Origin of the sequence: Bradyrhizobium barranii subsp. apii (assembly GCF_011516635.5) — a bacterium.
Classification (GTDB): domain Bacteria; phylum Pseudomonadota; class Alphaproteobacteria; order Rhizobiales; family Xanthobacteraceae; genus Bradyrhizobium; species Bradyrhizobium barranii.
In genome coordinates this window covers 6,737,378-6,761,426 of sequence record NZ_CP096255.1, presented here as the reverse complement: position 1 = coordinate 6,761,426, position 24,049 = coordinate 6,737,378, and the positions used below count along the sequence as shown (strand labels likewise).

Here is a 24,049-nt window from a genome sequence, read left to right as displayed (position 1 = left end):
GGCCTCACGCTGCGAGCGGGATGGTGGCGGCGACGCTGAGGCCTCCTCGCGCAGGCAGGATCGACAGCGATCCGCCGGCCGCCGCGACCCGCTCGCGGATGCCGGTGAGACCGAAGCCGGTCGACTGCGCCACGCGTGCCGCGTCGCCGCCGCCGTCGTCCTCGACACGGATCAGTAACGCGTCGTCGTCACCGGCGCGCCGCTCGATGCGCAAGGAGATTTCGCGCGCCGAGCTGTGGCGCAGTGCGTTGGTCAGGCATTCCTGCGCCACGCGATAGGCGGTGGTGGCGGCCGGGCCGCTGATGTCGGTGAGGTCGCCCCTGAGATCGAGCCGGATGGTCGGCTGCGCTGCGCTTTGCGAGCGCCAGCTGTCCACCAAATTGACGAGGCTGGCCTCGAGCCCGAGCTCCTCGGGCAGGGGATTGCGCAGGCGTTTGAGCGCATCGCGCAGCGAGGCCATCAGATGATGGGTGGCCTGCGAGATCATGCGCGCGTCCTGCGCGATTCCGTTATCCTTGCTCTCCTTCGCGCTTGCTGTCTCGATCGTGTTGGCGAAGGCGAGGATGGCGGAGAGATTTTGGCCGAACTCGTCGTGCAGCTCGCGGGCGAGCGCGCGGCGTTCGTCGTCACGGATCTCGATCAGCCCCTTGTCAGCGCCGCGCGCTGTTCGGTGGCTTCCTCCAGCCGGCCGCCGAGCTCGCCGACGGCGCTGCCGATCATCGCCAGCTCCATGGAGCGGAAGCGCGGCAGTTTCGTGCGATACTGGCCCCGCGCCATGCGCTGGAGCGCGGCGACGATGGTGCGCGCCGGCGCCAGCGCGTGCGCGATGGCAAGCGACGCCAAGAGCGCGATCGCCGCCGCCATCAGAAGCGCGACATCGACCACGTTGAGGAGATACTCCCAGGCAAGCGAGATGGCCGCTGCGGCATCCGGCGTCGCGACGACCGTTCCGGCGGCTGCCGCGCGGGGACTGACGGGCCTTATCACTTCGGCGTGGCTGCCGAGGAAGATGGGTACGATCGCGGTGAACCAGTGCGGCGGCGTCTTGCCTAGCCCCACGCTCTGGCCGCACAGCGGCCTTTCGAACGCGATGGCCGGCTGGAACTCGACGCAGACGCCGGGCGAGATCAGTTTCATCGTCTCCAGGGTGCGCCACTCCGGAACCGGCAAGAGCTGCTCGCGCGTTCTGCTGCTGCGCAACAAGAACTCGTGCCAGTACAGCGCCTGAAGCGCCTGCGCGACCCGCTGCGCCGAGGCCGCGGTCGCCCGGTCGACGCTGCGATAGGCGTCGAACGTGGCCCAGACGGTCGCAGCGCCAAGGCAGAGCGCGACAATGAGAAGCAGACGGGCGACAAGCTGAAGCACGAGGCGCATGCGATCACCCTCAACGTTTGGTAAGGTCAGCCTAACAACGCCGCCGCGCCTTGCCAATTGCGGGGTTTGGGCCGGATTGCAGCTCGGGCAAATTTCCCAAGCCGGATTGGGCATGGCTCTTTGGACCGCGCGCGGCGGCTTTGATCTAATCGGGGTGGAATCGTTGCAGGCCAATCCCTGCAAGCCAGGGGCAGTGCAGCATGAGTTCGATGACGATTGGACCGATCGCGGGGTCTGCTGCCGACCCATCCGAGCGCAGTGCGTTGCTGTTTTGGATGATCTTCACCGGGCTGTCGATCTTCGCCGTCGTGCTGCTGTGGCGCTTCGGCCTGATCCGCCTGATGCTGACCTCCGACCGCACCTACATTTCCAGCGTGATCGCGCTGCTCTATGTCCTTACCTGCGGCCACTGCTTCCTGCGGACACGGGCGATCGCCCGTGAAGGCGCGGCGGCGCGGCGGTGCCGGGCGGTGCTCGCGGCGCCCGGGGGCAGCAAGGTGCTCGACGGCAGCGCGGCCGCGCTGCCACGCGGGCTGGTGCGGGACCACATCGAGAGCCTCGTGACGAAAGCGTCCGCGCAGGACTACCGGGCGGTCGACCAGACGCTGCTGCTGCGAACGCTGGCCGACCGGCTGCGCGGCTCCAACGGCTTCGGTGCCTTCGTCTCGGACACGCTGATGAAGCTCGGCCTGCTCGGCACCATCATCGGCTTCATCATCATGCTGGCGCCGATCGCGGGGCTGGACGCCGCCGACAAGGTCGCGATGCGCTCGTCGATGGGGCTGATGAGCGACGGCATGGCGGTCGCGATGTACACGACGCTCGCAGGCCTCGTCGGCTCGATCCTGGTCCGCATCCAGTATTACATGCTGGATGCCGCGACCCAGCGGGTGTTCTCGGATGCTGTGGTGTTGACCGAGACCTATGTGACGCCGGTGCTGGAGCGCAAAGGCGCTGGAACCGCGTCATGATGGATGACTTTGGTCTCTATCCACGCGAGGAGCCGTTCGATCCGCTGGGCGTGATGCTGTTCAAGGCGCTCCAGGTGATCGCTTTCCTGTTCTTCCTCGCGCTCCTCGCGGTGTCGCCCGATGCCAAGGACGGCAAGATCGATTCCAAGGCCGAGTTCATGATCACGCTGGACTGGCCGGACAGCCATCCAGACGATCTCGACCTGTTCGTGCAGGATCCCGCCGGCAACATCGCCTGGTATCGCCACCGCGAAGCCGGCTTCCTCACGCTCGATCGCGACGACCGGGGCGGGGCCAACGACTTCATCATGGTCAACGGCAAGAAGATCGCCTCGCCGATCCGCGAGGAGATCGTCACGGTGCGCGGTATCGTCGCCGGCGAATACACCGTCAACGTCTCGCATTTCGTGGCGACGACGGGCGAGCCGGTCCAGGCCAATGTGAAGGTACAAAAACTCAATCCGACCGCGCAAGTGGTCTTCGACAACAAGTTCACGCTCGATCACACCGGCGACGAGAAGACCGCGGTGCGGTTCCGCATCGATGCGGAAGGCAAGGTCGTCAATGTGGACCAGAGGCCGAAATCGCTGCTCGAGACGTTCCGGAGCAGCTGGCGCAACGGCGCCGATCTGGACCCGAGGACCGGCGTGAGCAAGAACGCTACGAGGGTGCGCCGTGACTAGCCTGCAAACGGTCATCCTCACGCTGTCGGTCGCCTACGCCGTCATCGGCGCGCTGCTGCTGGTCGTGCTGGTCTATGCGCGGCTGCACTGGTCGTTGAAGGCCGTCGCGGTGGTCGTGACCAGCGCCTTCTATGTCGTCAGCTTCACCGAGATGCGCGGGCTGCTGGGCTGGGCCAGTTCCGAACGGCTGCCGGCGACCTTCAAGCTGCTGAAGGCCCGCATCGTCGAGCCGCATTCGCTGGAGGGCGATCCCGGCTCGATCTATCTCTGGGTCGAGCAGCTCGACGAGGACAATCGGCCGAGCGGCATCCCGCGCGCCTTTCGTGTGCCCTACAATGACAGACTGGCCGACAAGACCCATGCGGCGGAGAACGAGATCGCGCTGGGACATCCGCAAGGCGGCCGCGCCGCCGATTTCGGTGGCGGCGATGGCAGCCTGATCGACATGGTCCGGGAATATGTGACGCCCAAGACCATTCTGGAGACCAGCGGCGGCGATTCCTCGACCGGCGAATTCCTGGCACCACCCGCCGGCGCGCAAGGAGCGGTGTTCACCCCGATTCCGCCGCCCCGGATGCCGCCGAAGGACGAGCAATAGGCTCTTCACCATCGCGACAGGGGCACGCTGGAAAACGCACCCGCACTGGCGCATCTTCTTGACGTCCCTCAATTTGGCCTTATCGGCTTCCGATAAGGCCTTTGGGGTGGAGGGTGCGTGCTTCTCGCTGTCTTCTCGGATATCCACGGCAACCGGCAGGCGTTCGAGGCCTGCCTGAAGGTTGCCCGCGCGAAGGGCGCGGAGCGGTTCGTCCTGCTCGGCGATTTCGTCGGCTACGGCGCCGATCCGGAATGGGTCGTGGATACCGTGATGGGTCTGGTCCGGGAGGGCGCCATCGCCGTCCGCGGCAATCATGACGAGGCGGTCAACACCACGACCGAAGCCATGAATGCGGAGGCGCAGATCGCGATCGAATGGACGCGCGGGCGGCTCGACGTCGCGCAGCGGCGGTTCCTCGCCGAGCTGCCGATGCTGGTGGATGAGAAGGAGCGCCTTTACGTCCACTCGGAGGCCTCGAGCCCGCAGCGCTGGCACTATGTCCGTTCGACGGCGGATGCCGCCAAGAGCCTGATATCGACGCCCGCCCATGTCACCTTCTGCGGCCACATCCATCGCCCGGCGCTCTATTCGATGTCGGTGACGGCGAAGATGACGGGCCTCGTGCCCAAGACCGACGTTTCCGTGCCGCTGCTGCGCGGGCGGCAATGGCTGGCCGTGCTCGGCTCGGTGGGCCAGCCTCGCGATGGCGATCCATCCGCAGCCTTCGTGCTGTTCGACACCGTGTCGTGCCAGATCACCTATTGCCGCGCGCCCTATGACATCGCGAGCGCGGCGAACAAGATTCGCGAGAACGGCCTGCCGCCCTGGCTCGCCGACCGGCTGTCGCAGGGACGCTAGAGGCCGATGCCGCAATCCCTGGTCAAATCAGGCGCCGAGATCGACGGCTACACCATCGGTGAATGCGTCCATGCCGGCGGCATGGCGACGCTGTGGACCGTCACCCATCCCGGCATCGACGTGCCGCTGCTGATGAAGATTCCGCGGGTGTCGGAGGGCGAGGACCCCGCCGCGATCGTCTCGTTCGAGATGGAGATGATGATCTTGCCGCGGCTCGCCGGGCCGCACGTGCCCTCGTGTTTCGGCACCGGCGACTTCGCGCACCAGGCCTACGCCGTGATCGAGCGCATTCCCGGGACCACGCTCTACAAGCGGCTGCCCGATCTGCCGCTCCCATACGAGGAGGCGCGGCAGCTCGTCGCGAAGATCGCCGCCGCGCTGGCTGATCTGCACCGGCAGAACGTGATCCATCACGATATCAAGCCGAGCAGCATCATGTTCCGCGATAGCGGCGAGGCGGTCCTGATCGATTACGGCCTGTCGCACCACAACCATCTGCCGGACCTGTTGCAGGAGGAATTCCGCCTGCCTTATGGCACCGCGCCCTACATGGCGCCCGAGCGGCTGTTGGGGGTGCGCGACGATCCGCGCAGCGATCTGTTCTCGCTGGGTGTGCTGCTCTATTTCTTCACCACCGGCGAACGTCCCTTCGGCGAGGGCGAGACGCTGCGCGCGATGCGTCGCCGGCTGTGGCGCGATCCGCATCCGCCGCGCGAATTGCGGGCGGACTATCCGCCCTGGCTTCAGGAGGTGGTGCTGCGCTGTCTCGAGATCGAGCCGGTGCGGCGCTATCCGACCGCGTCCCAGCTCGCCTTCGATCTCGCTCATCCGGACCAGGTCAGGCTCACCGCGCGTTCGGAACGGCTGAAGCGCGACCCCTTGAGCGTCGCCTGGCGGCGGCGCTTCAACCTGGGCGTCATGGCGCCGCGCGCGAAATCGGACGTCGCCGCGCAAATCGCCTCCAGCCCGATCCTCGCGGTCGCGCTCGACACGGTGGAAGGCGAGGGCGAGCTGAACGAGGCGCTGCGCGTGACGACCGAGCGCATTCTCGCGACGCTGCCGTCGGCGCGGCTTGCCTGCGTCAACGTGCTCAAGCTCAACCGCATCGCGATCGACCGGACGCTCGACGAGCAGGGCTCCAACAAGCATATCGACCGCCTGGTCGCGCTCCGGCATTGGGCGACGCCGCTCAAGCTGGATGAGAGCCGGCTGTCGGTTCACGTGCTGGAGGCCGTCGACCCCGCCGCGGCGCTGTTGGAATTCGCCGAGGTCAATCAGGTCGACCACGTCATCATCGGCGCACGGCAGAGCTCGTTCCGCCGCGCGCTGCTCGGCAGCGTCTCGGCCAAGGTGGCCTCGGAGGCCGCCTGCACCGTCACTGTGGTGCGGCCGCCGCGGATGGCTGCTGCGAAACCAGACGCCGGCGTCGTGTGGGGCTAGGAAAGATCACGCCGCGTGGGCGGCGTGGACGGAGCGCTTGCGGTGGATCGGCCAGCAGAATTGCGGGCCGGGCTCGCCGTGATCCGCGCCGCCGCCGAAATACTGGATGATCTCGCGGCAGGGCTCGCAATTGAAGAGGTTACGCGACGCGGATGCCTTGGTCATTTCCTTCAGGCAGTTCGGGCAGTGCGGTTTCATCGGGCGTGGTCCAGAACAGAATTCAATGCCGGCGCGGTGACCGGAGCGGGTGATCCGGGTCCGCCATCTCGGGCCCGGTGTCGTCGCGCCTCTCGCCTTCGGTGCGTTCGAGCCGACCGAAGAAATAGTCGAGGTCAGGATGCGGGCGCCGCGGGATGCGGCACCTGCGCTTTAGCTGACGCTTCACGAGCGCGATCTGCATGGGCTCAGGCCCGATACCAGTCGCGACGGACGATGCGGGCCGAACGTGCAGGCACCCTCGCCGGTCCGGCCGATGGGCCAAACACAACAAACGCACTGAAACCAAGCCACAACGCCACGCCAGTCCAAACCAGGGTCGTCGTCATGATGTGCTCCCGCGAAAACAGGCAAGAATCACTAGCGGTGATTTGCACGAATCAGGGAAGCCCGGAGGAGTACGGATCAAGGTGCAATTTAGGCATTGCGCGTCGCAACGCCCGTAAGACCCGCAGCTTTTCAGCAAATATGTTGCTTGTGCTTCAGATCGCTTCGCCGCGTGCGCCTGCGGCGGCGTTGCGGATCGCGGCGATGTTGGTCTTGTACGCTTCCTGCGTGCCGCCCCTGAACACGGAGGTGCCGGCGACGAAGGCGTTGGCGCCCGCCGCGGCCAGGGGACCCGCGACATCGGGACCGACGCCGCCATCGACCTCGATGTCGATCGGACGTCCCGCCGTCATCGCGCGGATGTCGCGGATCTTGCCGATCGCAGACGGGATGAAGGCCTGGCCGCCGAAGCCGGGATTGACCGACATCACCAGCACGAGGTCGACGAGGTCGATGACGTATTCGAGCACGCTGATCGGCGTGCCCGGGTTGAGCGAGACGCCGGCCTTCTTGCCGAGCGCGCGGATCGCCTGGAGCGAGCGGTGCAGATGGGGACCTGCTTCCGCATGCACGGTGATGTGGTCACAGCCGGCTTTGGCGAAGGCCTCGAGATAGGGGTCGCAGGGCGAGATCATCAGATGCGCGTCGAAGATCTTCTTGGTGTGCGGGCGCATCGCCTTGATGACGTCGGGGCCGTAGGAGATGTTGGGCACGAAATGTCCGTCCATCACGTCGAGATGGATCCAGTCGGCGCCGGCCGCGTCCACCGCGCGCACCTCTTCGCCGAGCTTGGAGAAGTCCGAGGCCAGGATCGAAGGCGCGATGGCCAGGGGGCGGGGAGTGAAGGCTTGGGTCATGGCGCGGTGTCCCGTGGCGGCCGTGAAAGATGATGCTCGCCTAACATGGGCCTCCCAGCCGGGCAATGCAGGGGTGGTGTGCTTCCTGTGGGCGGAAATTTCTGCCGCGACCGGCATGAATTGCCGGTGTTCCCGAGCCGCGCCAGGCGTCGCGAAGGCGGATTTCATTGAGCTTTTTGCGCTGGCACGACGCTTGCTGACATCACCGCCAGAACATTGGCTGCGGCGTGCCGCATCGGTTGGAGTTGTGCAATGTTGTTTGCCCTTGGTGCCGTATCGAGCGCGCTCGACGCGATCCAGTCGCTGACGAAGTCGAAATCGTCCTCGTCGACCCAGAACACGGGGTCTTCGCAGAACGCGCCGATCAATCCGTTCGCGATCGACAGCGGCAGCAGCACGACCAGCGGCGCGACCTCGCCGGTCAATGCCGGCAAAACTCCGCAAATCTCGCCGGAGACCATGAACGCGCTGTTCGCCGCGCAAAGCCAGTCGACGGACAGCACCGGCAGCGCGGCTAGCTCGAGCTCGTCGAGCTCGACGTCTTCGACCTCGACGAGCCGCGACGCTGCGCTGAAGGACCTGTTCTCTCAGATCGACGGGGACGGCGACGGCAAGATTACCAAGTCCGAATTCGAGAACGCGCTGGGGGCCGGCGGCACCAACCTCGCGCAGGCCGACGACGTGTTCTCGAAGATGGATACGAATTCCGACGGCAGCGTCAGCCTGGATGAGATGTCGAAGGCGCTGAAGAGCGGCCATGGCGGCCACCACCACGCGCAGGGTGCGGGCGGCTCGGGCGATGGATCGGATTCGTCGTCGCAATCCAGCGGTGGCTCGACCTCGACCACGACGACCGCCGCCGACGGCTCGACCACTACCACCGTCACCTACGCCGACGGCTTCAAGATGTCGACGACGGTCCCCGGCGCATCCAGCTCCTCTCGCAATTCGGCCTACGATCTGTTCGCGCAGTTGATGCAGCGGCAAGGCGGGCAGGGGCAAGGCGCCTCAGCGACCGCCGGCGCGTCGATGTCGATGAGCGTCTAAGCCCACTCGCTGTCATGCCCCGGCTTGCCGCCTTCGCTAAAGCTTCGGCGGCCGAGCACCCTTGTGGCCCCGGCGTAGCCTTGGCGGAGCCGGGACCGGGGCATCCAGTACGCCGCGGCTTCTCGGTTCAATCACAACTGTCTCTGGGATACTGGATCGCCCGGTCTTCGCCGGGCGATGACGCGCGATATGTGGTGAGAGGCGCGTGCCCCTTACGCGCCGAAGCGGTCCTTCCACGCCGGTAATGCTCCCGCAAACGGCAGCGCCGTCGCGCTGTACACGCCGCGCGCGCGACCACGTTGGCGGCGACCGTGCCGAGTTCGGTGAGGCCGACCAGCGGCTCGATCGGCTTCTCACAGGTCGCAGCCGCAAACAGCACGTCGCCGTCGGTCGGGGCATGCACGGGATAGATGGCGCGGGCAAATCCGGTGTGCGCGATCATCGCCAGCCGCTTGGCCTGGGCCTTGGTCAGCGTGGCATCGGTGACGACGAGGCCGATCGTGGTGTTCTCGCGCGCGCTCGCGGCGGGGCCGCCCTTGATGCGCATCGCCAGCATGTCAGGCGTGAATTTGGCTGGCAGGCCGCGCCCGCCGAACTCGCCGTTCTCTTCGAACGGCGCCGCCCAGAACCACGGTCCCTCGCCGACGGTTGCGCTGCCGACCGCGTTGACGACCATGATGGCGGCCACCTTGATGCCGTTGGGCAGGACCGCTGAAGCTGAGCCAAGGCCGCCCTTGAAGGTCGCGGTGGTACAGCCGAGGCCTGCGCCGACGCTGCCCAGCGCGAAATCGTGGCCCGCGGCCACAGCTGCCGCGTAACCGAGATCGCGATAGGGCGCGAAGCGACCCCAGGCCTTGTCACCGCCGTTGAGCAGGTCGAACACGATGGCGCCCGGCACGATCGGGATCACCGCCTCGCGAATCCGGAAGCCGCGGCCCTGTTCGGCAAGCCAGGCCTGGACGCCGCCGCCGGTCTCGATGCCAAAGGCGGAGCCGCCGGACAGCGCAATCGCATCGACGCGCTCGACCGTGCTGGCAAGGTCGAGTAGCGCATCCTCGCGCGTGCCGGGCCCGCCGCCGCGCACGTCGATCGCCGCGACCGCCGGGGCATCGAAGATGATCGCCGTCGTGCCGGAGGCGATTTTCGCATCCTCGGCATGGCCGACGCGGACGCCGGCGATATCGGTAAGCAGATTTTTCAAGGCCGCCACTCCATGCGCTTCAGGCATCAGCGATAGCGCACCGATGCCGCGCGCTCAACTCGCCAGCGCGGTCCTGAGCATCTTGGCAAGCTCGGATTTGCGATAGGGCTTGGCCAGCAGCAGCACGCCGGAATCGAGCCGGCCGTGATGGACGATGGCGTTCTCGGTGTAGCCCGAGGTGAACAGCGTCTTCAGGTCGGGACGCCGCCGTACCGCCTCGTCCGCGAGCTGGCGGCCGTTCATGTGGCCGGGCATGATAATGTCGGTGAAGAGCAGGTCGATGCCCTTGTCGGCATCGATGATGGTGAGGGCTTCGGCCGCATTGGCGGCTTCGAGCGCGGCATAGCCGAGGCTCTTGATCTGGGTCACGACATATTGCCGTACCAGCGCGTCGTCCTCGACGATCAGGATCTTCTCGTCGCCGCCGGCGATGGGCACGTTCTGGAGCGACTCGTACTCGCTCTCCTGCACGCCGCTCGAGCGCGGCAGGTAGATCTTCACGCTCGTGCCGTGGCCTTCCTCGCTGTAGATCTTGATGTGGCCGCCGGACTGCTTGACGAAGCCGAACACCATGCTGAGCCCGAGCCCGGTGCCCTTCCCGACCTCCTTGGTGGTGAAGAACGGGTCGAACACCCGCTCCATCAGGTCCGGTGGAATGCCGGTGCCGGTGTCGCTGACCGCGATCATCACATAGCTGCCGGCGACGACGTCGGGATTCATGCTGGCATAGCCGTCGTCGAGGAAGATGTTGCGGGTCTCCAGCACCAGCGTGCCGCCGTCCGGCATGGCGTCGCGCGCGTTCAGCGCGAGATTGAGGATCGCGGTGGAAAGCTGGCCCGGGTCGACCAGCGCCGGCCAGGCATCCTCGGTGAGCTGCGGCATGATGGTGATCTGCTCGCCGAGGGTCGGGTGCAGCAGCTTGGCGGCCTCGAGCGCCAGCGCATTGACGTCGATCTCGCGCGGCTGGAGCGGCTGCTTGCGGGCAAAGGCGAGCAGGTGCTTGGTCAGTTGCGCGCCGCGCTCGGCGGCGTCGTCGATCAGCTTGGTGATGGCGGCGAGCTCAGGACGGTCGGCCACCGCATCCGCGAGGATGCCGATCGTGCCGGTGATGACGGTCAGCACGTTGTTGAAATCGTGGGCGACGCCGCCGGTCAGCTGGCCGATGGAGTCCATTTTCTGGACCTGCCTGAGCTGGGCCTCCGCGGCCTGCTTCTCGGTGAGGTCGCGGCCGATGAAGAAATGGCGCTTCACAGGCTCCGACCAGGTGCCCATCCAGTTCAGCGTCACCTCGTGACCGTCGTAGTGGTAGTAGCGCGCCTCGAAGCTGCGCTTGACCGCGCCACGCCGCGCCGCGCGCATCTCGCTGCGGGTGTTGTCGAGGTCATCGGGGTGAATGAACTCGATGGCGCTGTGCCCGATCATGTCCTCCGGCTTGTACCCGAGGATGTCCTTCACGCTCGGGCTGATCTGGATGAAATTGCCGTAACCGTCGGTCACGAGGATCAAGTCCTGCGAGGTCTCGAAGATGCGCTGGCGCTCCTCGATCTCGCGGTTGAGGGCGGATTCCGCCCGCTTCCGCTCGGTGATGTCGCGGGCGACCTTGGAGGCGCCGATGATCTTGCCGTCGGTCGATCGCAGCGGGACCTGGCTCAGCAGGACGTCGATCGGCTGGCCACTCTTGTGCAGCCGCACGGTCTCGTGCTGGTCGATGACCTCGCCGTTGCGGGTGCGGGCCAGCATTTCGGCGACTTCCTCGCGCTGCCCCTCGGGCATGATGATATCGACCTGGCGGCCGATCGCCTCGCTGGCGGAGTAGCCGAAGACGTGCTCTGCCGCCTTGTTCCAGGACGTGATGGTGCCGTCGAGCGACTTCGTGATGATGGCGTCGTTGGAGGACTCGACGACGGCGCTGAACAGCCGCTCGCGCTCGGCATAATAGTTCCGCTCCGAGCTCGACTGCCGCTGCAGCGCGCCGACCATGCCTGCCGTGTTGGCCTGGAGCCGCACGTTCTCGATGAGCAGCACCGCGAGCACGAAACTCGACGCAAAGAGGCCGTAGAGCCGGCCGGCATAGAAGCCGAGGTCGAAACGCGCGACGTTGACGATCGCCGACAGCGCGATGTCGAACAGCCAGGCGCACATCGTGACCATGAGCCAGATGTCGATCACCGTGTGCGGCTTGCGAAACCACAGCGTGACCAGCGCCGCGAAGCTCAGGGACCACACGAACGACACCACGCCGATCATGGTGGGGGTGTAGTGGCCGTCCTTGAGCAGGACCGGCAGCAGGCCGTGCTGCGCAGTCACCAGCCAGGCGAAGACGGTCAACGCGACGACCACGCCGGCGACGGAAAGTGCGATCGCGGGAGCCGTCGCGCCCGCAACCCTGTTGCCGCCGTTGCCGTCCTTGAGCCAGGCATAGGCCAGCACGAACAGCGGGAAACCGGCGTGCCAGATCATGTAGAGCCAGACGGTGGTCTGTGAGCCTGCACCGAACAATCCGGCCGGGGCGAACAGCCCGGGGAAGGTGAGGGCGTGGGTCACCGCGGCGCCCGCCGTGAACATATAGCCGATCGACAGCAGCAGCAGCGCGCGGCTGCGCAGCACGGCGAACTGCGACAGCAGCAAAACGGCGGTGATGATGTCGCTGACCGCGAGCGCCGACTGGTAGCTCGCCACGAAGGCCGGCACCTGTGCGAGCGGCAAGCCCGCAAACGGTACCGCCAGTGCGAACAGGATCGCGGAGATGCCGACGATCGCCAACGCAGCCCTGCGATCGCTTCGCGTAGCCGGCAAGGTCGACAGGAATGTGCTTCGGTCGTTAGGCGCTAGCACGTCGATCTCTCGTAAGCCGGCATGATGACCTCCTACGTCAATCTCTTCCGGCCGGGAAGCCGCTACCCGCATGGTAGCCCGCTCCGGGCGCGCATCCTGACAGAAAGCGCATGCGACTCAACCGAAGGTTACAGCTTATTTAACTTGGGGTGGGACTTGGAACAGGTAGCTGGTAAGAGGTGATTTACCGGGACAGACCCATACTGCCTTGCCGGGCAGTTGCGGTGAATTGAACCAAATAATGATACGTATCCGGGAGTTGTTCCCATGCGCCGTGTCCTCGTTGTCGACGACCAGAAGGAGGTCCGCGCCATGGTCGCGATCGTGCTTCGGGTCAACCGCTTTGACGTCGTCGAAGCCGAGAGCGGCGCAGCGGGCCTGAAAGCCTTCAGCGAGGGCGCTTTCGATGCCGCGATCGTCGATATTTTCCTGGCCGACACCAGCGGCGTTGACGTCATGGCGGCCATTCGCGAGCGAGTTCCCGGGTTCCCGATCGTCGCGGTCTCCGGCATGACCGCGCTGGATTTCATGGGCGAGTCGCCTGGTCTGGCCGACGTGGTATGCCTGCAAAAGCCATTTCGGCCGAACGATCTCCTGCAAGCGCTCCACAGGGCCCAGGCTGCGGCGGGCGGCGAACTCTCCGCAGCCGTGTGACCGCACGGCGAAAGAAAACGCCCCGGCGAACCGGGGCGTTGGATTGATCCGATTAAAAGGTCAGGCATCCTGTCTTAGGTGCCGTTGCCCTTGATCTCGGCGTAGCCGCCCTTGGCGTCCCATTTGTAGACGACATAGTCGAGCTGCTTGATGTCGCCCTTGGCGTCATACTCGATCGGGCCGATCACGGTGTCCCACTTGCCGGCCTTGATCGCCGCCATGACCTTCTTGGCGTCCGTGGTGCCGGCCTTCTTTGCCGCCTGCGACCAGACCTGCATCGCCGCGTAGGTGTAGAGCGTATAGCCCTCGGGGTCGATGTTCTTGGCCTTGAAGGCGTCAACGATCTTCTTCGCGGTCGGCTTGTTGCGCGGATCGGGGCCGAAGGTGAACAGCGTGCCTTCGCCGGCCGGACCGGTGATGGAGGCGTACTCCTTGTCGGCGAGCGCGTCGCCGGCCATCAGGATCGTCTTGAGGCCCTGGTCACGCATCTGGCGCAGGATCAGGCCGCTCTCCTGATGATAGCCGCCGACATAGACGAGGTCGATGTTGTCGCGCTTCAGGCGCGAGACGATCGCGTTGAAGTCCTTGTCGCCCTTGTTGTAGGACTCGTACATCTTCTCGGTGATGCCGGCCTTGTTGAGCGCCTTCTTGGTCTCGTCGGCGAGACCCTTGCCGTAGGTGGTCTTGTCGTTGAGGATCGCGATGTTCTTGCCCTTGTAGTTCTTGGCGATGTACTGCGCCGCGACCAGGCCCTGCTGGTCGTCACGGCCGCAGACGCGCGCCACGTTCCAGAGTCCGCTATCGGTGAACTTCGGATTGGTCGAGGCCGGCGTGATCTGGAGCACGTTGCCGTCGGCATAGGCTTCGGAGGCGGGGATCGACGACGACGAGCAATAGTGCCCGGCCACGAACGGGATTTTCGCGCCGGCGATCTTCTCGGCGATCGAGCGCGCCTGCTTCGGGTCGCAGGCGTCGTCCTCGACGTTGAGCGCGAGCTTCTTGCCGTTGACGCCGCCGGCGGCGTTGATGTCAGCCACGGCCATCTCGGCGCCGTTCTTCATCTGGCGGCCGAAGGCGGACTCTCCGCCGGTCATCGGGCCTGCGACTGCGACGGTGACATCCTGCGCGAAAGCCGCGCTCGATAGCGCGATCGACGCGCCGAATGCCAGACCGATGAGCTTCAGTGATTTCATGAGATACCTCGCGGGTGGTCGACTGTGGAAGTTGCCGGGTACGCCCGGTCTAAACCGGCGCCATTCTTGAATGAATCTCGGGAGAAGTCACCGGCAAAATACGGGCATTGGCGGAGATATCTCGCCACATTCGGCCGCACGCGCTCCCCGTCGGCAACCTCAGCCGTGCCGGCCGCCCTCCAGGTAGGCGGCGCGAATCTCGGGGCGCTGCAACAACTCGGCGCCGGTCCCGGCCAGCGTGATCAGGCCGTTGACCATGACGTAACCGCGATGGGCGAGCTTCAGCGCATGGTTGGCGTTCTGCTCGACGATCAGGACCGTCAGGCCGTCCTGGCGGTTCAGGGTGCGGATCGCATCGAAAATCTGGCGCGCGATCAGCGGCGCCAGCCCGAGCGAGGGCTCGTCGAGCAGAAGCAGGCGGGGGCGGCTCATCAGGGCGCGGCCGATTGCCAGCATCTGCTGCTCGCCGCCGGACAGCGTTCCGCCGCGCTGGGCGTAGCGCTCCTTCAGGCGCGGGAACAGCGTGAAGACGCGTTGCAGCGTGGCCTCGCGTTCGGCGTCGGTGCATCCGGTAGCATCCGCCCCCATCTGGAGGTTTTCCGCGACGCTCATGCGCGGGAAGATGCGGCGGCCTTCCGGCGATTGCGCGATGCGCAAATGGGCGATCTCATGGGTGGGAACGTCGGTGATGTCGCGGCCTTCGTACAGGATCTGGCCGGCGCGGGCGCGCGGCTTGCCGAAGATCGTCATCATCAGCGTCGACTTGCCGGCGCCGTTGGCGCCGATCAGCGCGACGATCTCGCCGGCGCTGATCTCGACATCGACGCCCTTTAGCGCCTCGATCTTGCCGTAGGCGGCGCGCAGGCCCCGGATCGACAGCAGGGGAGCGGACGACGTCACGACCCGCTCTCCATCACCGCCACGGCCTCTTCCTCGTCGGTGCCGAGATAGGCGGCGATCACCTTGGGATTGTCGCGGATCTCGCGCGGAGAGCCTTCCGCGATCTTGACGCCGTGGTCCATCACCACGATGTGGTCGGAGATCTCCATCACGACCGACATGTCGTGCTCGATCAGCAGGATCGAGGTGCCGAGCTCGTTGCGGATCGAGAGCAGGAGCTCGCTCAGGGCTGCGCTCTCGCGCGCGTTGAGACCCGCCGCCGGCTCGTCCAGGCACAAAAGCGCGGGCTCGGTGCACATCGCGCGCGCGATCTCGAGCCTGCGCTGGTCGCCATAGGCGAAATTGCCGGCGGCGTCGTCGGCGCGGTCGAGCAGATTGACCCGCTTCAGCCAGTCGGTGGCGAGGTCGATCGCGCGCTTTTCGGCGTCGCGGTAGCCGGGCGCGCCGATGAGGCCGAGAAAGGTGAAGCCGGAGGCGCGCATCAGCGCGTTGTGCTGCGCCACCATCAGGTTTTCCAGCGCGGTCATGCCGGGAAACAGGCGGATGTTCTGGAAGGTGCGCGCCACCTTGGCCTGCTTGGCGATGCGGAAATCGTTCAGCCGCTCCAGCGCAATCACCTTGCCGTCGTCGTGGGTGAGGCGAATGGCGCCGCCGCTCGGCTTGTAGAAGCCGGTGATGCAGTTGAACACGGTGGTCTTGCCGGCGCCGTTCGGTCCGATCAGCGCGGTGATCTTCTTCCGTTCGGCCGCAAACGACAGGTCCTGCACGGCGACGATGCCACCGAAGCGCATGGTCAGCCGATCGACGCCAAGAATCTTGTCGCTAATCTTGTCGGCGCTCATCCGTGCCCTTCCTTGACGAGGTCGGAAGAGATCGCCTGCGCCTTGGTCAGATACACGGTCGGCGCGCGATGGCCGATCAGGCCGCGCGGCCGCCAGATCATGATCAGCACCATGGCCATGCCGAACACCAGCATGCGGTAGGTCTCGAGGCTGCGGAACAGCTCGAAGCCGCCGATCATGGCGAGCGCGGCGAGCGCGACGCCGAGCTGCGAGCCCATGCCGCCGAGCACGACGATGGCGAGCACCAGCGCCGATTCCTGGAAGGTGAAGGATTCCGGGCTGATGAAGCCCTGGCGCGTCGCGAAGAACGCACCGGCAAAGCCGCCGAACATAGCGCCGGTCGCGAACGCCGTGAGCTTGGTGGTCGTGGTGTTGATGCCGAGCGCGCGGCAGGCGACCTCGTCCTCGCGCAAGGCCTCCCAGGCGCGGCCGATCGGCAGGCGGCGCAGCCGGATCGTCACCCAGTTGGTGAGCAGCGCAAGCGCCAGGATCAGGTAGAACAGGAAGACGATGCGCTGGGTCGGCGAATATTCGATGCCGAGCCTGGCGGCGAGCCCGTTGTCGCTGTTGTCCAGCGGGATGCCGAAGAACGAGGGGCGGGGAATGCTGGAGACGCCGTTGGGGCCGCGGTGAGGCTCTGCCAGTTGATGATGACGAGGCGGATGATCTCGCCGAAGGCGAGCGTCACGATGGCGAGATAGTCGCCGCGCAGGCGCAGCACGGGGAAGCCGAGCAGCACGCCCCAGAACGCGGCGAGGATGCCGGCGAGCGGCAGGCAGACCCAGAACGACCAGCCGAAATTGGTCGCCAGCAGCGCGTAGGAATAGGCGCCGACCGCATAGAAGGCGACGTAGCCGAGGTCGAGCAGGCCGGCGAGCCCGACCACGACGTTCAGCCCCCAGCCGAGCATGACATAGGTGAGCACGAGGATCGCGAGGTCGAGGATATAGCGCTGATCATAGAAGATCACCGGCACAAGCACCGTGAAGATCAGAAGTGCGGGCGCCAAGTAACGGCCCAGAAACGACATGCCGCTGCGTATAGCCGGCGGCACCAGCTTGTCGGTGCCGCTGGAACCGATCCACTGTCGCAACAGCCCGAGCACGATCGAGCCGCCGAACACGGCGGCAACGAGGGAGGCGACCTCGCCGAAGCGGGTCCAATAGGTGAGCTGGCCGTCGGAACCCGCTTCGGTGCGGACGCCGACCATCAGCGAGAACAGCACCAGCGCGATCAGGGCGTTGACGAAGGCCGTCTTCAGCAGAGCGGGGATGTCCGTTGCAGGTTTGGCCGTATTGCTCGAGAGAATTGTCACGCGGCGACCGTCAAACTTTTTCGACTTCGGGACGGCCGAGCAGGCCGGTCGGCATGAAGATCAGCACGACGATCAGGATCGAGAACGCCGCGACGTCCTTGTACTCGACCGAGAAATAGGCCGACCAGAACGTCTCGATCAGGCCGATCGCGAGACCGCCCAGCATGGCGCCAGGCAGCGAGCCGATGCCGCCGAGCACGGCCGCGGTGAACGCCTTGATGCCGGCGACGAAGCCCATGAAGAAATCCACCAGGCCGTAATAGAGCAGGTACATCAGGCCCGCGACTGCGGCGAGTGCTGCGCCGATCACGAAGGTCATGGAGATGGTGCGGTCGACGTTGACGCCGAGCAGCGCCGCCATGGTCTGGTCCTGCTCGCAGGCCCGCATGTCGCGGCCGAGCCGGGTGCGCGAGACCAGCCAGGTGAAGATCCCAAGCAGCACGATGGTGGTGAGAACCACCATGATCTGGATGTTGGAGAGCTGGATCACAAAGCCGTCCGCGCTTTCGTGCAGCGTATAGCCGCCGGTGATGAAGGGTGGAATCGGCTTGACGCGGGCGCCCTGCGCGACCTGCGAGTAATTGGTCAGCACGAAGGACATGCCGATCGCCGACAGCATCGGGGCGAGGCGGAAGGAATGGCGCAGGGGCCGGTAGGCGATGCGTTCGATGGTCCAGCCATAGAGCGCGGTGATCGCCATCGACACCAGCAGCACCACCAGCAGGATCACCGGGATCGCGGTCAGGCCGAGCGAGATCAGGATCAGGAAGGTGATCAGGGCGATGAAGCCGCCGATCATGAAGACATCGCCATGGGCGAAATTGATCATGCCGACGATGCCGTAGACCATCGTATAGCCGATGGCGATCAGGCCGTAGATCGAGCCCAGAACGAGACCGTTGATGAGCTGCTGGGCGAAATAATCCATGGGCTGCCGTTACCAAACCTGACGCGGCTCAAAGGGAGCTCTTCGAGAGAAAGTGTGATTGAGTTTCTTCTCGGGCCCCGGCAGCCCCTAAGCATTCTTCTCGTTTTGTAACAGGAGGGAACTGGTGGCTGCAACTGGCCATGCCTCGACACAAAGGCTTGTACAGAGGTCATTTCGCTACGGATGTCATTTCGGTTCCGCAGGTGCGAGGAACCGGGTTCCGCAAAGCAACCAAACTGAATCCCGGCCGTTGTCTCTCCTCTGAGGTCCAACTAGGGAGTTCCCCCAAATGTCGAAGCAGCAAGATCAGAATCCGGGCCAGCAGACTCAGAAACCCGGGCAGCAGCAGGGTGGCGGGCAGAAACCCGGACAGCAGCAGCAGGATCCGCAGCGCCAGGGCGAGAAGCCCGGCCAGCAACAGGGCGGCCAGCACGGTCAGGACAAGTAGTTTCGGAGCCTAGACGCGAAGAGGGCCCCGCCGGGAGGCGGGGCCTTTTTCCGTGGGCGCGACGACCGGCGGGCCAGTTAAGGTAAACAAAGGGTTTAAATTGCCGCCATGGTCTGATGCGAGTTAGCTCCTCGGCAAAGCCTTTCCATGGAAGGCGCGCAGCGAGCGAAGCGGGAAGCGGCATGTTCAGGAATTGGCGGATCGGTTCGGTCAACGGCGCCCTGCTGGCGGCCTATTTCATCCCGGCCTGGACGCTCGTGGCCTTCAACATCATGGTGGCACCGGTGCACGGCCTCTACGAGCGGCCGAGTGTCGCGGTGGCGCTGTTCCTCAGCGACCATCTTCAGATGGCGGGGATGAGCACAGTGCGTGCCGCCTGGCTACTGGCGCTGGGCCGGCTGACGGTGGTGGCGTTCTTTGCCATCTATCTCGCGCTTCTTTGCATTCCCCGCGTCCGCAAGAATGGCGGCAGCGACGAGGCGCTCGGCATTGCGCTTGCGATCGGCAGCCTCATCTCGTTTACGAGCATGTTGATGGCCTCGAAGGTCGGCGAGATGGCCGCGCTCCGGCTGCATGCTACCGAGCTCCTGCTGCTGCTCGGCGCTGCCATCGTGGTGGTGATCGAACGGCCCGCGCCGGCGCCCAAGGACGTTCGGGAGACCGTCGAGACCGCCGCGCCGCTAGCTCTTGAGCAGGCCGAGCTCCTGCACAATGGCTGAGGCTTCCTTGACGGCGTGGTTCGCCGCCGGCACGCCACAATAGATTGCCTGCTGAAGCAGGATTTCCTTGATGTCGTCGGGGGTGAAGCCGCCCTCGGCGAGCGCCGCGCGCACATGCAGGCGGAATTCGTCCCATTGCCCCAGCGCGACCATGGTGCCGATCACGAGCACGCGCCGCGTACGCTCGTCGAAATGCGGCCGCGTCCAGATCTCGCCCCAGGCGTAGCGCGTGATCATGTCCTGGAAGTCGGTGTTGAAGGCGTTGCGGCCCGCGATCGACTTGTCGACCCAGGCATTGCCCAAAACCTTCCGGCGCACATTCATGCCGGCATCGCGGCGTTTCTGGTCGTCCATGTTTTTTTCTCCGGCTAGCGCTGCGTCAGGAAACCCACCACCGCGTCGGTGAACGCGTGCGGCTGCTCGACATTGGAAATGTGCGCGGCGTCGATGATGGTCATGCTTGCGCCGGGAATGTTGGAGCGGATCAATTCACCCGCCGAGATCGGCGTTGCCATGTCGTGGCGGCCGGCGATCACCAGCGTCGGGCTCTTGATCTTGGCGAGCATCTCGCGCTGATCGAGCGTCGACAGCGCCTCGCAGCAGGCGAGATAGCCCTCGACGGGGGAGGCGAGCAGCATCGACTTCATCTTCGCCGTGATCTGCGGCTCACGCTCGCGGAAATCCTGGGTCAGCCAGCCCGCGATCACGGCATCGGCCACCGCCGCGATGCCGCCCTTCTTCACGGCGTCGATGCGCTCCAGCCATTTGGTCGGCTCGGCGTAGTAGCAGGAGGTGTTGGCGAGGATGAGCTTGCCGAAGCGCTCCGGCGCATTGGCCCCTAACCATTGCCCGACCATGCCGCCCATCGACAGGCCGCACCAATGCACCTTCTCGATGTTGAGGTCGTCGAGGATTGCCAGCACGTCGCGGCCGAAGCGCTCCATCGTATAGGGGGCAGGCGGAACGTTGGACTTGCCGTGGCCGCGGCGGTCATAGCGGATGACGCGGAACACCTGCGTCAGCGCCTTCATCTGCGGCTCCCACATCTGCAGCGTGCAGCCGAGCGAATTAGACAGCATCAGCGTCGGCCCGCCGTCGCGGCCCTCGACGGAGACGTTGATCAGGCAACCGTCGGCATCGATCATGGGCATGCTGGGCGTCTCCGTTTCAGTCGCGCTCGAGGCTGTCGAGCAGCCGGTCGATCAGGGCTTGGGAAGCCCCTTGATAGGCCATCGGCTCGAACAATGCCGCAATTTTTTCCGGCGAAAGATGCGCCGTGACCTGCGAATCGGCCGACAGCACATCGCGCAGATGCTTCTTCTCGGCGACCGCGCGCTTGCTGGCGGCCTCGATCAGATGATGCGCATCGCTCTTGCCGATCTTGTCGGCCAGCGCAAAGGTGACCGCCTCCGCCATGATGAGCCCATGCGTCGCATCGAGGTTGCTGCGCATGCGCGCGGCATCGACGTCGAGGCCCTCCGCGATGTCGACGATGGCGGCGAGCGCGCCCGAGGCGACCAGCATCAATTGCGGCAGCGTCGGCCATTCCGCGTGCCAAGGGCCGGCGCTGCGTTCGTGGTCCTGCACCTGGGCTGCGAAGATCGTCGCGGCGAGCTGCGGGGCCATGGTTGCGCAGCCCAGCGCGCTGGCGGCCGCGACCGGATTGCGCTTGTGCGGCATGGTCGAGGAGCCGCCGCGGCCTTCGCCGGCAGGCTCGAACGCTTCGCCAACATCGGTCTGCATCATCAGCGAGACGTCGCGCGCGATCTTGCCGCAGCTTCCGGCGAGAATCGCAAAGCATGATGCGGCTTCCGCGATCCGGTCGCGATGGGTGTGCCAGGGCGCTTCCGGCAGCGGCAGGTTGAGCTCCTGCGCCAATCGCTCTGCAACGACGAGCCCCTTGTCGCCGAGGGCCGCGAGCGTGCCGGCCGCGCCGCCGAATTGCAGCGCAAGAGAGCCGCCGCAGGCGGCAGCGGGCGCGGGCGAGGCTCGATGCGTATTCCGCAGCCTTCAGGCCGAACGGCATCGGCAGCGCGTGCTGGAGCCAGGTCCGTGCCACCATGGCGGTGTTGCGATGGCTCCGCGCCAGGGCGGCAAAGCCCTTGATGGCGCGGCTGAGATCGGCATCGAGTGCATCGATGCCGGCGCGAAGCGTGAGCATGGTCGCGGTGTCGATGACATCCTGGCTCGTCGCGCCCCAATGGATGTAGCGCGCGGCCTCCGCATCGGCCTTGCCGACATTGGCCGTGAGCGCCTTGACCAGGGGAATCGCGAGATTGCCGGATCGCGTCGCGGCCTCGCCCAGAGCGGCCATGTCAAAGCTATCGGCCTTGCACGCGGCTTCGATCGGGCCCACCGCGGATGCGGGAATCACATCCGTGGCGGCCTCGGCGCGTGCCAGGGCTGCCTCGAAATCGAGCATGTTCTGGAGGGTTGACCGGTCGTCGCAGACCGCGCGCATGGCTGCGCTCGACAGCATCGGCGCGAGCAGGGGGGAGAGGGCTGTGCTCATGTTGCGCGGGACCTAATCACCATGCCCCGGCTCTGCCAATCCCAAACCATCGGCGCAAAGCTTTTTGCAGTTGCGAATATGCATTGCACGTGGCCGGGGGCTGCCCTTTCCTTTGCGGCCTCTGTGCGTTACTTGAGCACATTATTTATAGAGAAGCATCCGGGAGGTACCCCATGGCCATGACGATGAACGGCGAAGTCCAGCTTGCGGCGCCGCGCGAGGCCGTGTGGGAGAAGCTCAATAATCCCGAGGTGCTGAAGGCCTGCATCCCCGGCTGCGAGGAGCTGGAGAAGACCGACGACGGCGGCTTTCGCGCGACGGCGAAAATGAAGGTCGGGCCGGTGTCGGCGCGCTTCAAGGGCAAGGTCACACTCTCCGATCTCGACCCGCCGAACGGCTACAAGATCTCCGGCGAAGGCGAGGGCGGGGTGGCCGGCTTCGCCAAGGGCGGCGCTGTGGTCAAGCTCGCGGAGAAGGACGGCGGTACGCTGCTCTCCTACGAGGTCGAGGCGCAGATCGGCGGCAAGTTGGCGCAGCTCGGCCAGCGCCTCATCAACGGCACGGCCAAGAAACTGGCCGACGAATTTTTCGCGAACTTCGCCAAGGCGGTACAGGGCTGAGGGCTATCGCCTTTCGGCATGGCGCCTTGCGTCCGGGGCGATGTTGCCCCGGGGCATAATGGCCCATATGATGGGTTGGAATAATTATAAGAACCGCTTCGACGGGACCCGTCGGGGCGCTGATAGAGAGTGCTTATGGCAAAAATCTCCCTCATCGTGAACGGCAATCCTGTCACGGCCAACGTCGATCCCCGCACCCTTCTGGTGCAGTTCCTGCGCGAGAATCTGCGCCTGACCGGCACCCACGTCGGCTGCGACACCTCGCAGTGCGGCGCCTGTGTCGTGCATCTCGACGGCAAGGCCGTGAAGTCCTGCACCACGCTGGCCGTGATGGCCGACGGCCACGAGGTCAAGACGATCGAGGGACTGGCCGCCGACGGCGCTCCGCTGCATCCGATGCAGGAGGCCTTCCGCGAGCACCATGGCCTGCAGTGCGGCTTCTGCACGCCGGGCATGATCATGACGGCGATCGACATCGTCCATCGCAAGGGCCACGAGCTCGACGACCACACCATCCGCGAGGAGCTGGAAGGCAATCTCTGCCGCTGCACCGGCTACCAGAACATCGTCGCTTCGATCTCCGCCGGCGCCAAGGCGATGGCGAAATCCGATCTCGCCTAACCGCGCGCGCATTCTGCGATCAGGACATTCAGATGTACGAATTCAAATACCATCGCCCTGGGACCGTTCGCCAGGCGGCCAACCTCCTGGTGAAGAACGAAGACGCCAAGGTGATCGCCGGCGGCCACACGCTGATTCCCGTCATGAAGCAGCGTCTCGCGAGCCCGCCCCATCTGGTCGACCTCTCCCATATCGAGGGGCTCAACACGATCGAGATGAAGGGCCGTGCGCTCGTGATCGGCGCCACCGCCAGGCATGCCGAGGTCGCAAGCTCCGCGATCGTCGGTGAGGCGATCCCGGCACTGGCCAATCTTGCCAGCCAGATCGGCGACCCCGCCGTGCGCCACAAGGGCACGATCGGCGGCTCGCTCGCCAACAACGATCCGACCGCGGACTATCCGGCCGCGGTGCTCGCGCTCGGCGCCACCATCGTCACCAACAAGCGCCGCCTCAAGGCGGAAGAGTATTTCCAGGGCCTGTTCACGACGGCGCTCGAAGCCGACGAGATCATCACCAAGGTGATGTTCCCGCTGCCGAAGAAGGCGGCCTACATCAAGTTCCGCAACCAGGCTTCGCGCTATGCGCTGGTCGGCGTGTTCGTGGCGCGGCGTCCTTCGGACGTGCGCGTCGCCGTCACCGGTGCCGGCTCCGAAGGCGTGTTCCGCGTCACCGCGTTCGAGGAAGCCCTGAAGAAGCGCTTCGCCGCGAAGGCGCTCGACGGCATCGAAGTGCCGGCGGAAGGCCTCAACAGCGACATCCATGGCAGCGCCGAATACCGTGCGCATCTCATCGGGGTGCTGACGCGGCGTGCCCTCGATGCCGCCAACGCCAAGGAGTGAGTGAACCTCACGCCTCGGCCCAAACTTGTCCCCGGTGAGGGCGTAGCGAGA

Annotated in this window: 23 protein-coding genes and 4 pseudogenes; 12 read left to right on the top strand and 15 right to left on the bottom strand. The window is 65.6% G+C overall.

Annotated features, from left to right (window positions below):
• Positions 1-4 precede the first annotated feature (4 nt).
• Positions 5-1,374: pseudogene (locus HAP41_RS32475) on the bottom strand (sensor histidine kinase).
• 200 nt (positions 1,375-1,574) lie between these two features.
• Here HAP41_RS32475 and HAP41_RS32470 point away from each other — a divergent pair.
• From HAP41_RS32470 to HAP41_RS32450, 5 genes are all read left to right on the top strand, one after another.
• Entirely contained in the window at positions 1,575-2,345 is a 771-nt protein-coding gene (locus HAP41_RS32470; protein WP_028147463.1) for a MotA/TolQ/ExbB proton channel family protein, read from the top strand.
• Positions 2,342-3,028, top strand: coding sequence for a DUF2135 domain-containing protein (locus HAP41_RS32465; RefSeq protein WP_071912439.1), 687 nt, complete (start codon positions 2,342-2,344; stop codon positions 3,026-3,028). The genes HAP41_RS32470 and HAP41_RS32465 overlap by 4 nt, the downstream gene beginning before the upstream one ends.
• Positions 3,021-3,626 carry a hypothetical protein gene (locus HAP41_RS32460; protein WP_166091382.1) on the top strand — a complete coding sequence of 202 codons (606 nt, stop codon included), beginning with the start codon at positions 3,021-3,023 and terminating at the stop codon, positions 3,624-3,626. Before HAP41_RS32465 ends, HAP41_RS32460 begins: the two co-directional genes overlap by 8 nt.
• Before the next feature lie 117 nt (positions 3,627-3,743).
• Positions 3,744-4,484: a metallophosphoesterase family protein gene (locus HAP41_RS32455; RefSeq protein WP_063982396.1), complete on the top strand. Its 741-nt coding sequence runs from the start codon at positions 3,744-3,746 to the stop codon at positions 4,482-4,484.
• Positions 4,485-4,490: 6 nt separating this feature from the next.
• Complete coding sequence (locus tag HAP41_RS32450) at positions 4,491-5,924, top strand: serine/threonine protein kinase (RefSeq protein WP_063982397.1); 1,434 nt, start codon at positions 4,491-4,493, stop codon at positions 5,922-5,924.
• Positions 5,925-5,930: 6 nt separating this feature from the next.
• Here the strand turns inward: HAP41_RS32450 and HAP41_RS32445 are convergent, their stop codons facing one another.
• The 4 genes from HAP41_RS32445 to HAP41_RS32430 all read right to left on the bottom strand — a co-directional run bounded on the left by HAP41_RS32445 (position 5,931) and on the right by HAP41_RS32430 (position 7,728).
• The gene (locus tag HAP41_RS32445) at positions 5,931-6,122 is read right to left on the bottom strand and encodes a hypothetical protein (protein WP_166091392.1); all 192 of its coding nucleotides are present in this window, start codon (positions 6,120-6,122) and stop codon (positions 5,931-5,933) included.
• Positions 6,123-6,144: 22 nt separating this feature from the next.
• Positions 6,145-6,324, bottom strand: a complete 180-nt coding sequence (locus HAP41_RS32440; protein ID WP_166091403.1) for a hypothetical protein — start codon at positions 6,322-6,324, stop codon at positions 6,145-6,147.
• Positions 6,325-6,622: 298 nt separating this feature from the next.
• The gene (gene rpe, locus HAP41_RS32435) at positions 6,623-7,324 is read right to left on the bottom strand and encodes a ribulose-phosphate 3-epimerase (RefSeq protein WP_085404324.1); all 702 of its coding nucleotides are present in this window, start codon (positions 7,322-7,324) and stop codon (positions 6,623-6,625) included.
• Between the two features lie 164 nt (positions 7,325-7,488).
• On the bottom strand, positions 7,489-7,728 hold the full coding sequence (locus tag HAP41_RS32430) for a hypothetical protein (RefSeq protein ID WP_224580999.1): 240 nt from the start codon (positions 7,726-7,728) through the stop codon (positions 7,489-7,491).
• Between HAP41_RS32430 and HAP41_RS32425 the strand changes: the two genes are divergently transcribed.
• A complete protein-coding gene (locus HAP41_RS32425) occupies positions 7,619-8,371 on the top strand; it encodes an EF-hand domain-containing protein (RefSeq protein ID WP_248577247.1) in 753 nt (250 codons plus the stop codon). The two genes, HAP41_RS32430 and HAP41_RS32425, sit on opposite strands and share 110 nt — an antisense overlap.
• Before the next feature lie 212 nt (positions 8,372-8,583).
• Here the strand turns inward: HAP41_RS32425 and HAP41_RS32420 are convergent.
• Positions 8,584-9,572 (bottom strand): annotated as a pseudogene (locus tag HAP41_RS32420) (P1 family peptidase).
• Between the two features lie 54 nt (positions 9,573-9,626).
• Positions 9,627-12,479, bottom strand: coding sequence for a PAS domain S-box protein (locus tag HAP41_RS32415; RefSeq protein WP_166091424.1), 2,853 nt, complete (start codon positions 12,477-12,479; stop codon positions 9,627-9,629).
• A 195-nt stretch (positions 12,480-12,674) separates the two neighbouring features.
• On the opposite strand from HAP41_RS32415, the gene HAP41_RS32410 reads away from it, so the two are divergent.
• On the top strand, positions 12,675-13,061 hold the full coding sequence (locus HAP41_RS32410; protein WP_166091430.1) for a response regulator: 387 nt from the start codon (positions 12,675-12,677) through the stop codon (positions 13,059-13,061).
• Between the two features lie 74 nt (positions 13,062-13,135).
• Here HAP41_RS32410 and HAP41_RS32405 read toward each other — a convergent pair whose 3' ends face one another.
• The 5 genes and pseudogenes from HAP41_RS32405 to HAP41_RS32385 all read right to left on the bottom strand — a co-directional run bounded on the left by HAP41_RS32405 (position 13,136) and on the right by HAP41_RS32385 (position 18,239).
• Positions 13,136-14,254: a branched-chain amino acid ABC transporter substrate-binding protein gene (locus HAP41_RS32405; protein WP_028147453.1), complete on the bottom strand. Its 1,119-nt coding sequence runs from the start codon at positions 14,252-14,254 to the stop codon at positions 13,136-13,138.
• 159 nt (positions 14,255-14,413) lie between these two features.
• On the bottom strand, positions 14,414-15,154 hold the full coding sequence (locus HAP41_RS32400; protein ID WP_014494184.1) for an ABC transporter ATP-binding protein: 741 nt from the start codon (positions 15,152-15,154) through the stop codon (positions 14,414-14,416).
• Positions 15,151-15,996 carry an ABC transporter ATP-binding protein gene (locus tag HAP41_RS32395; protein WP_166091440.1) on the bottom strand — a complete coding sequence of 282 codons (846 nt, stop codon included), beginning with the start codon at positions 15,994-15,996 and terminating at the stop codon, positions 15,151-15,153. The genes HAP41_RS32400 and HAP41_RS32395 overlap by 4 nt, the downstream gene beginning before the upstream one ends.
• Positions 15,993-17,311, bottom strand: a pseudogene (gene livM / locus HAP41_RS32390) (high-affinity branched-chain amino acid ABC transporter permease LivM). The gene HAP41_RS32395 and the pseudogene livM overlap by 4 nt, the downstream one beginning before the upstream one ends.
• 10 nt (positions 17,312-17,321) lie before the next feature.
• A complete protein-coding gene (locus HAP41_RS32385) occupies positions 17,322-18,239 on the bottom strand; it encodes an ABC transporter permease subunit (RefSeq protein WP_028147449.1) in 918 nt (305 codons plus the stop codon).
• 289 nt (positions 18,240-18,528) lie between these two features.
• Here HAP41_RS32385 and HAP41_RS32380 point away from each other — a divergent pair, with 289 nt between their 5' ends.
• Both HAP41_RS32380 and HAP41_RS32375 read left to right on the top strand, forming a co-directional pair.
• Entirely contained in the window at positions 18,529-18,687 is a 159-nt protein-coding gene (locus HAP41_RS32380) for a hypothetical protein (RefSeq protein ID WP_166091448.1), read from the top strand.
• 182 nt (positions 18,688-18,869) lie between these two features.
• Positions 18,870-19,406, top strand: a complete 537-nt coding sequence (locus HAP41_RS32375) for a hypothetical protein (protein ID WP_166091451.1) — start codon at positions 18,870-18,872, stop codon at positions 19,404-19,406.
• On the opposite strand, the gene HAP41_RS32370 is transcribed toward HAP41_RS32375, so the two are convergent.
• The 3 genes and pseudogenes from HAP41_RS32370 to HAP41_RS32360 form a co-directional block, all read right to left on the bottom strand.
• The gene (locus HAP41_RS32370) at positions 19,368-19,760 is read right to left on the bottom strand and encodes a carboxymuconolactone decarboxylase family protein (protein ID WP_039152041.1); all 393 of its coding nucleotides are present in this window, start codon (positions 19,758-19,760) and stop codon (positions 19,368-19,370) included. The genes HAP41_RS32375 and HAP41_RS32370 overlap by 39 nt on opposite strands.
• A gap of 14 nt (positions 19,761-19,774) precedes the next feature.
• The gene (gene pcaD, locus HAP41_RS32365) at positions 19,775-20,557 is read right to left on the bottom strand and encodes a 3-oxoadipate enol-lactonase (RefSeq protein ID WP_166091455.1); all 783 of its coding nucleotides are present in this window, start codon (positions 20,555-20,557) and stop codon (positions 19,775-19,777) included.
• 16 nt (positions 20,558-20,573) lie between these two features.
• Positions 20,574-21,918: pseudogene (locus tag HAP41_RS32360) on the bottom strand (3-carboxy-cis,cis-muconate cycloisomerase).
• 173 nt (positions 21,919-22,091) lie between these two features.
• Between HAP41_RS32360 and HAP41_RS32355 the strand changes: the two are divergent.
• From HAP41_RS32355 to HAP41_RS32345, 3 genes are all read left to right on the top strand, one after another.
• Positions 22,092-22,538 carry an SRPBCC family protein gene (locus HAP41_RS32355; RefSeq protein WP_071912467.1) on the top strand — a complete coding sequence of 149 codons (447 nt, stop codon included), beginning with the start codon at positions 22,092-22,094 and terminating at the stop codon, positions 22,536-22,538.
• A gap of 135 nt (positions 22,539-22,673) precedes the next feature.
• Positions 22,674-23,159: a (2Fe-2S)-binding protein gene (locus tag HAP41_RS32350; protein WP_014494194.1), complete on the top strand. Its 486-nt coding sequence runs from the start codon at positions 22,674-22,676 to the stop codon at positions 23,157-23,159.
• 32 nt (positions 23,160-23,191) lie between these two features.
• Positions 23,192-23,998 (top strand): FAD binding domain-containing protein, encoded by an 807-nt coding sequence (locus HAP41_RS32345; RefSeq protein ID WP_014494195.1) that lies wholly within the window; start codon positions 23,192-23,194, stop codon positions 23,996-23,998.
• Positions 23,999-24,049: the final 51 nt, after the last annotated feature.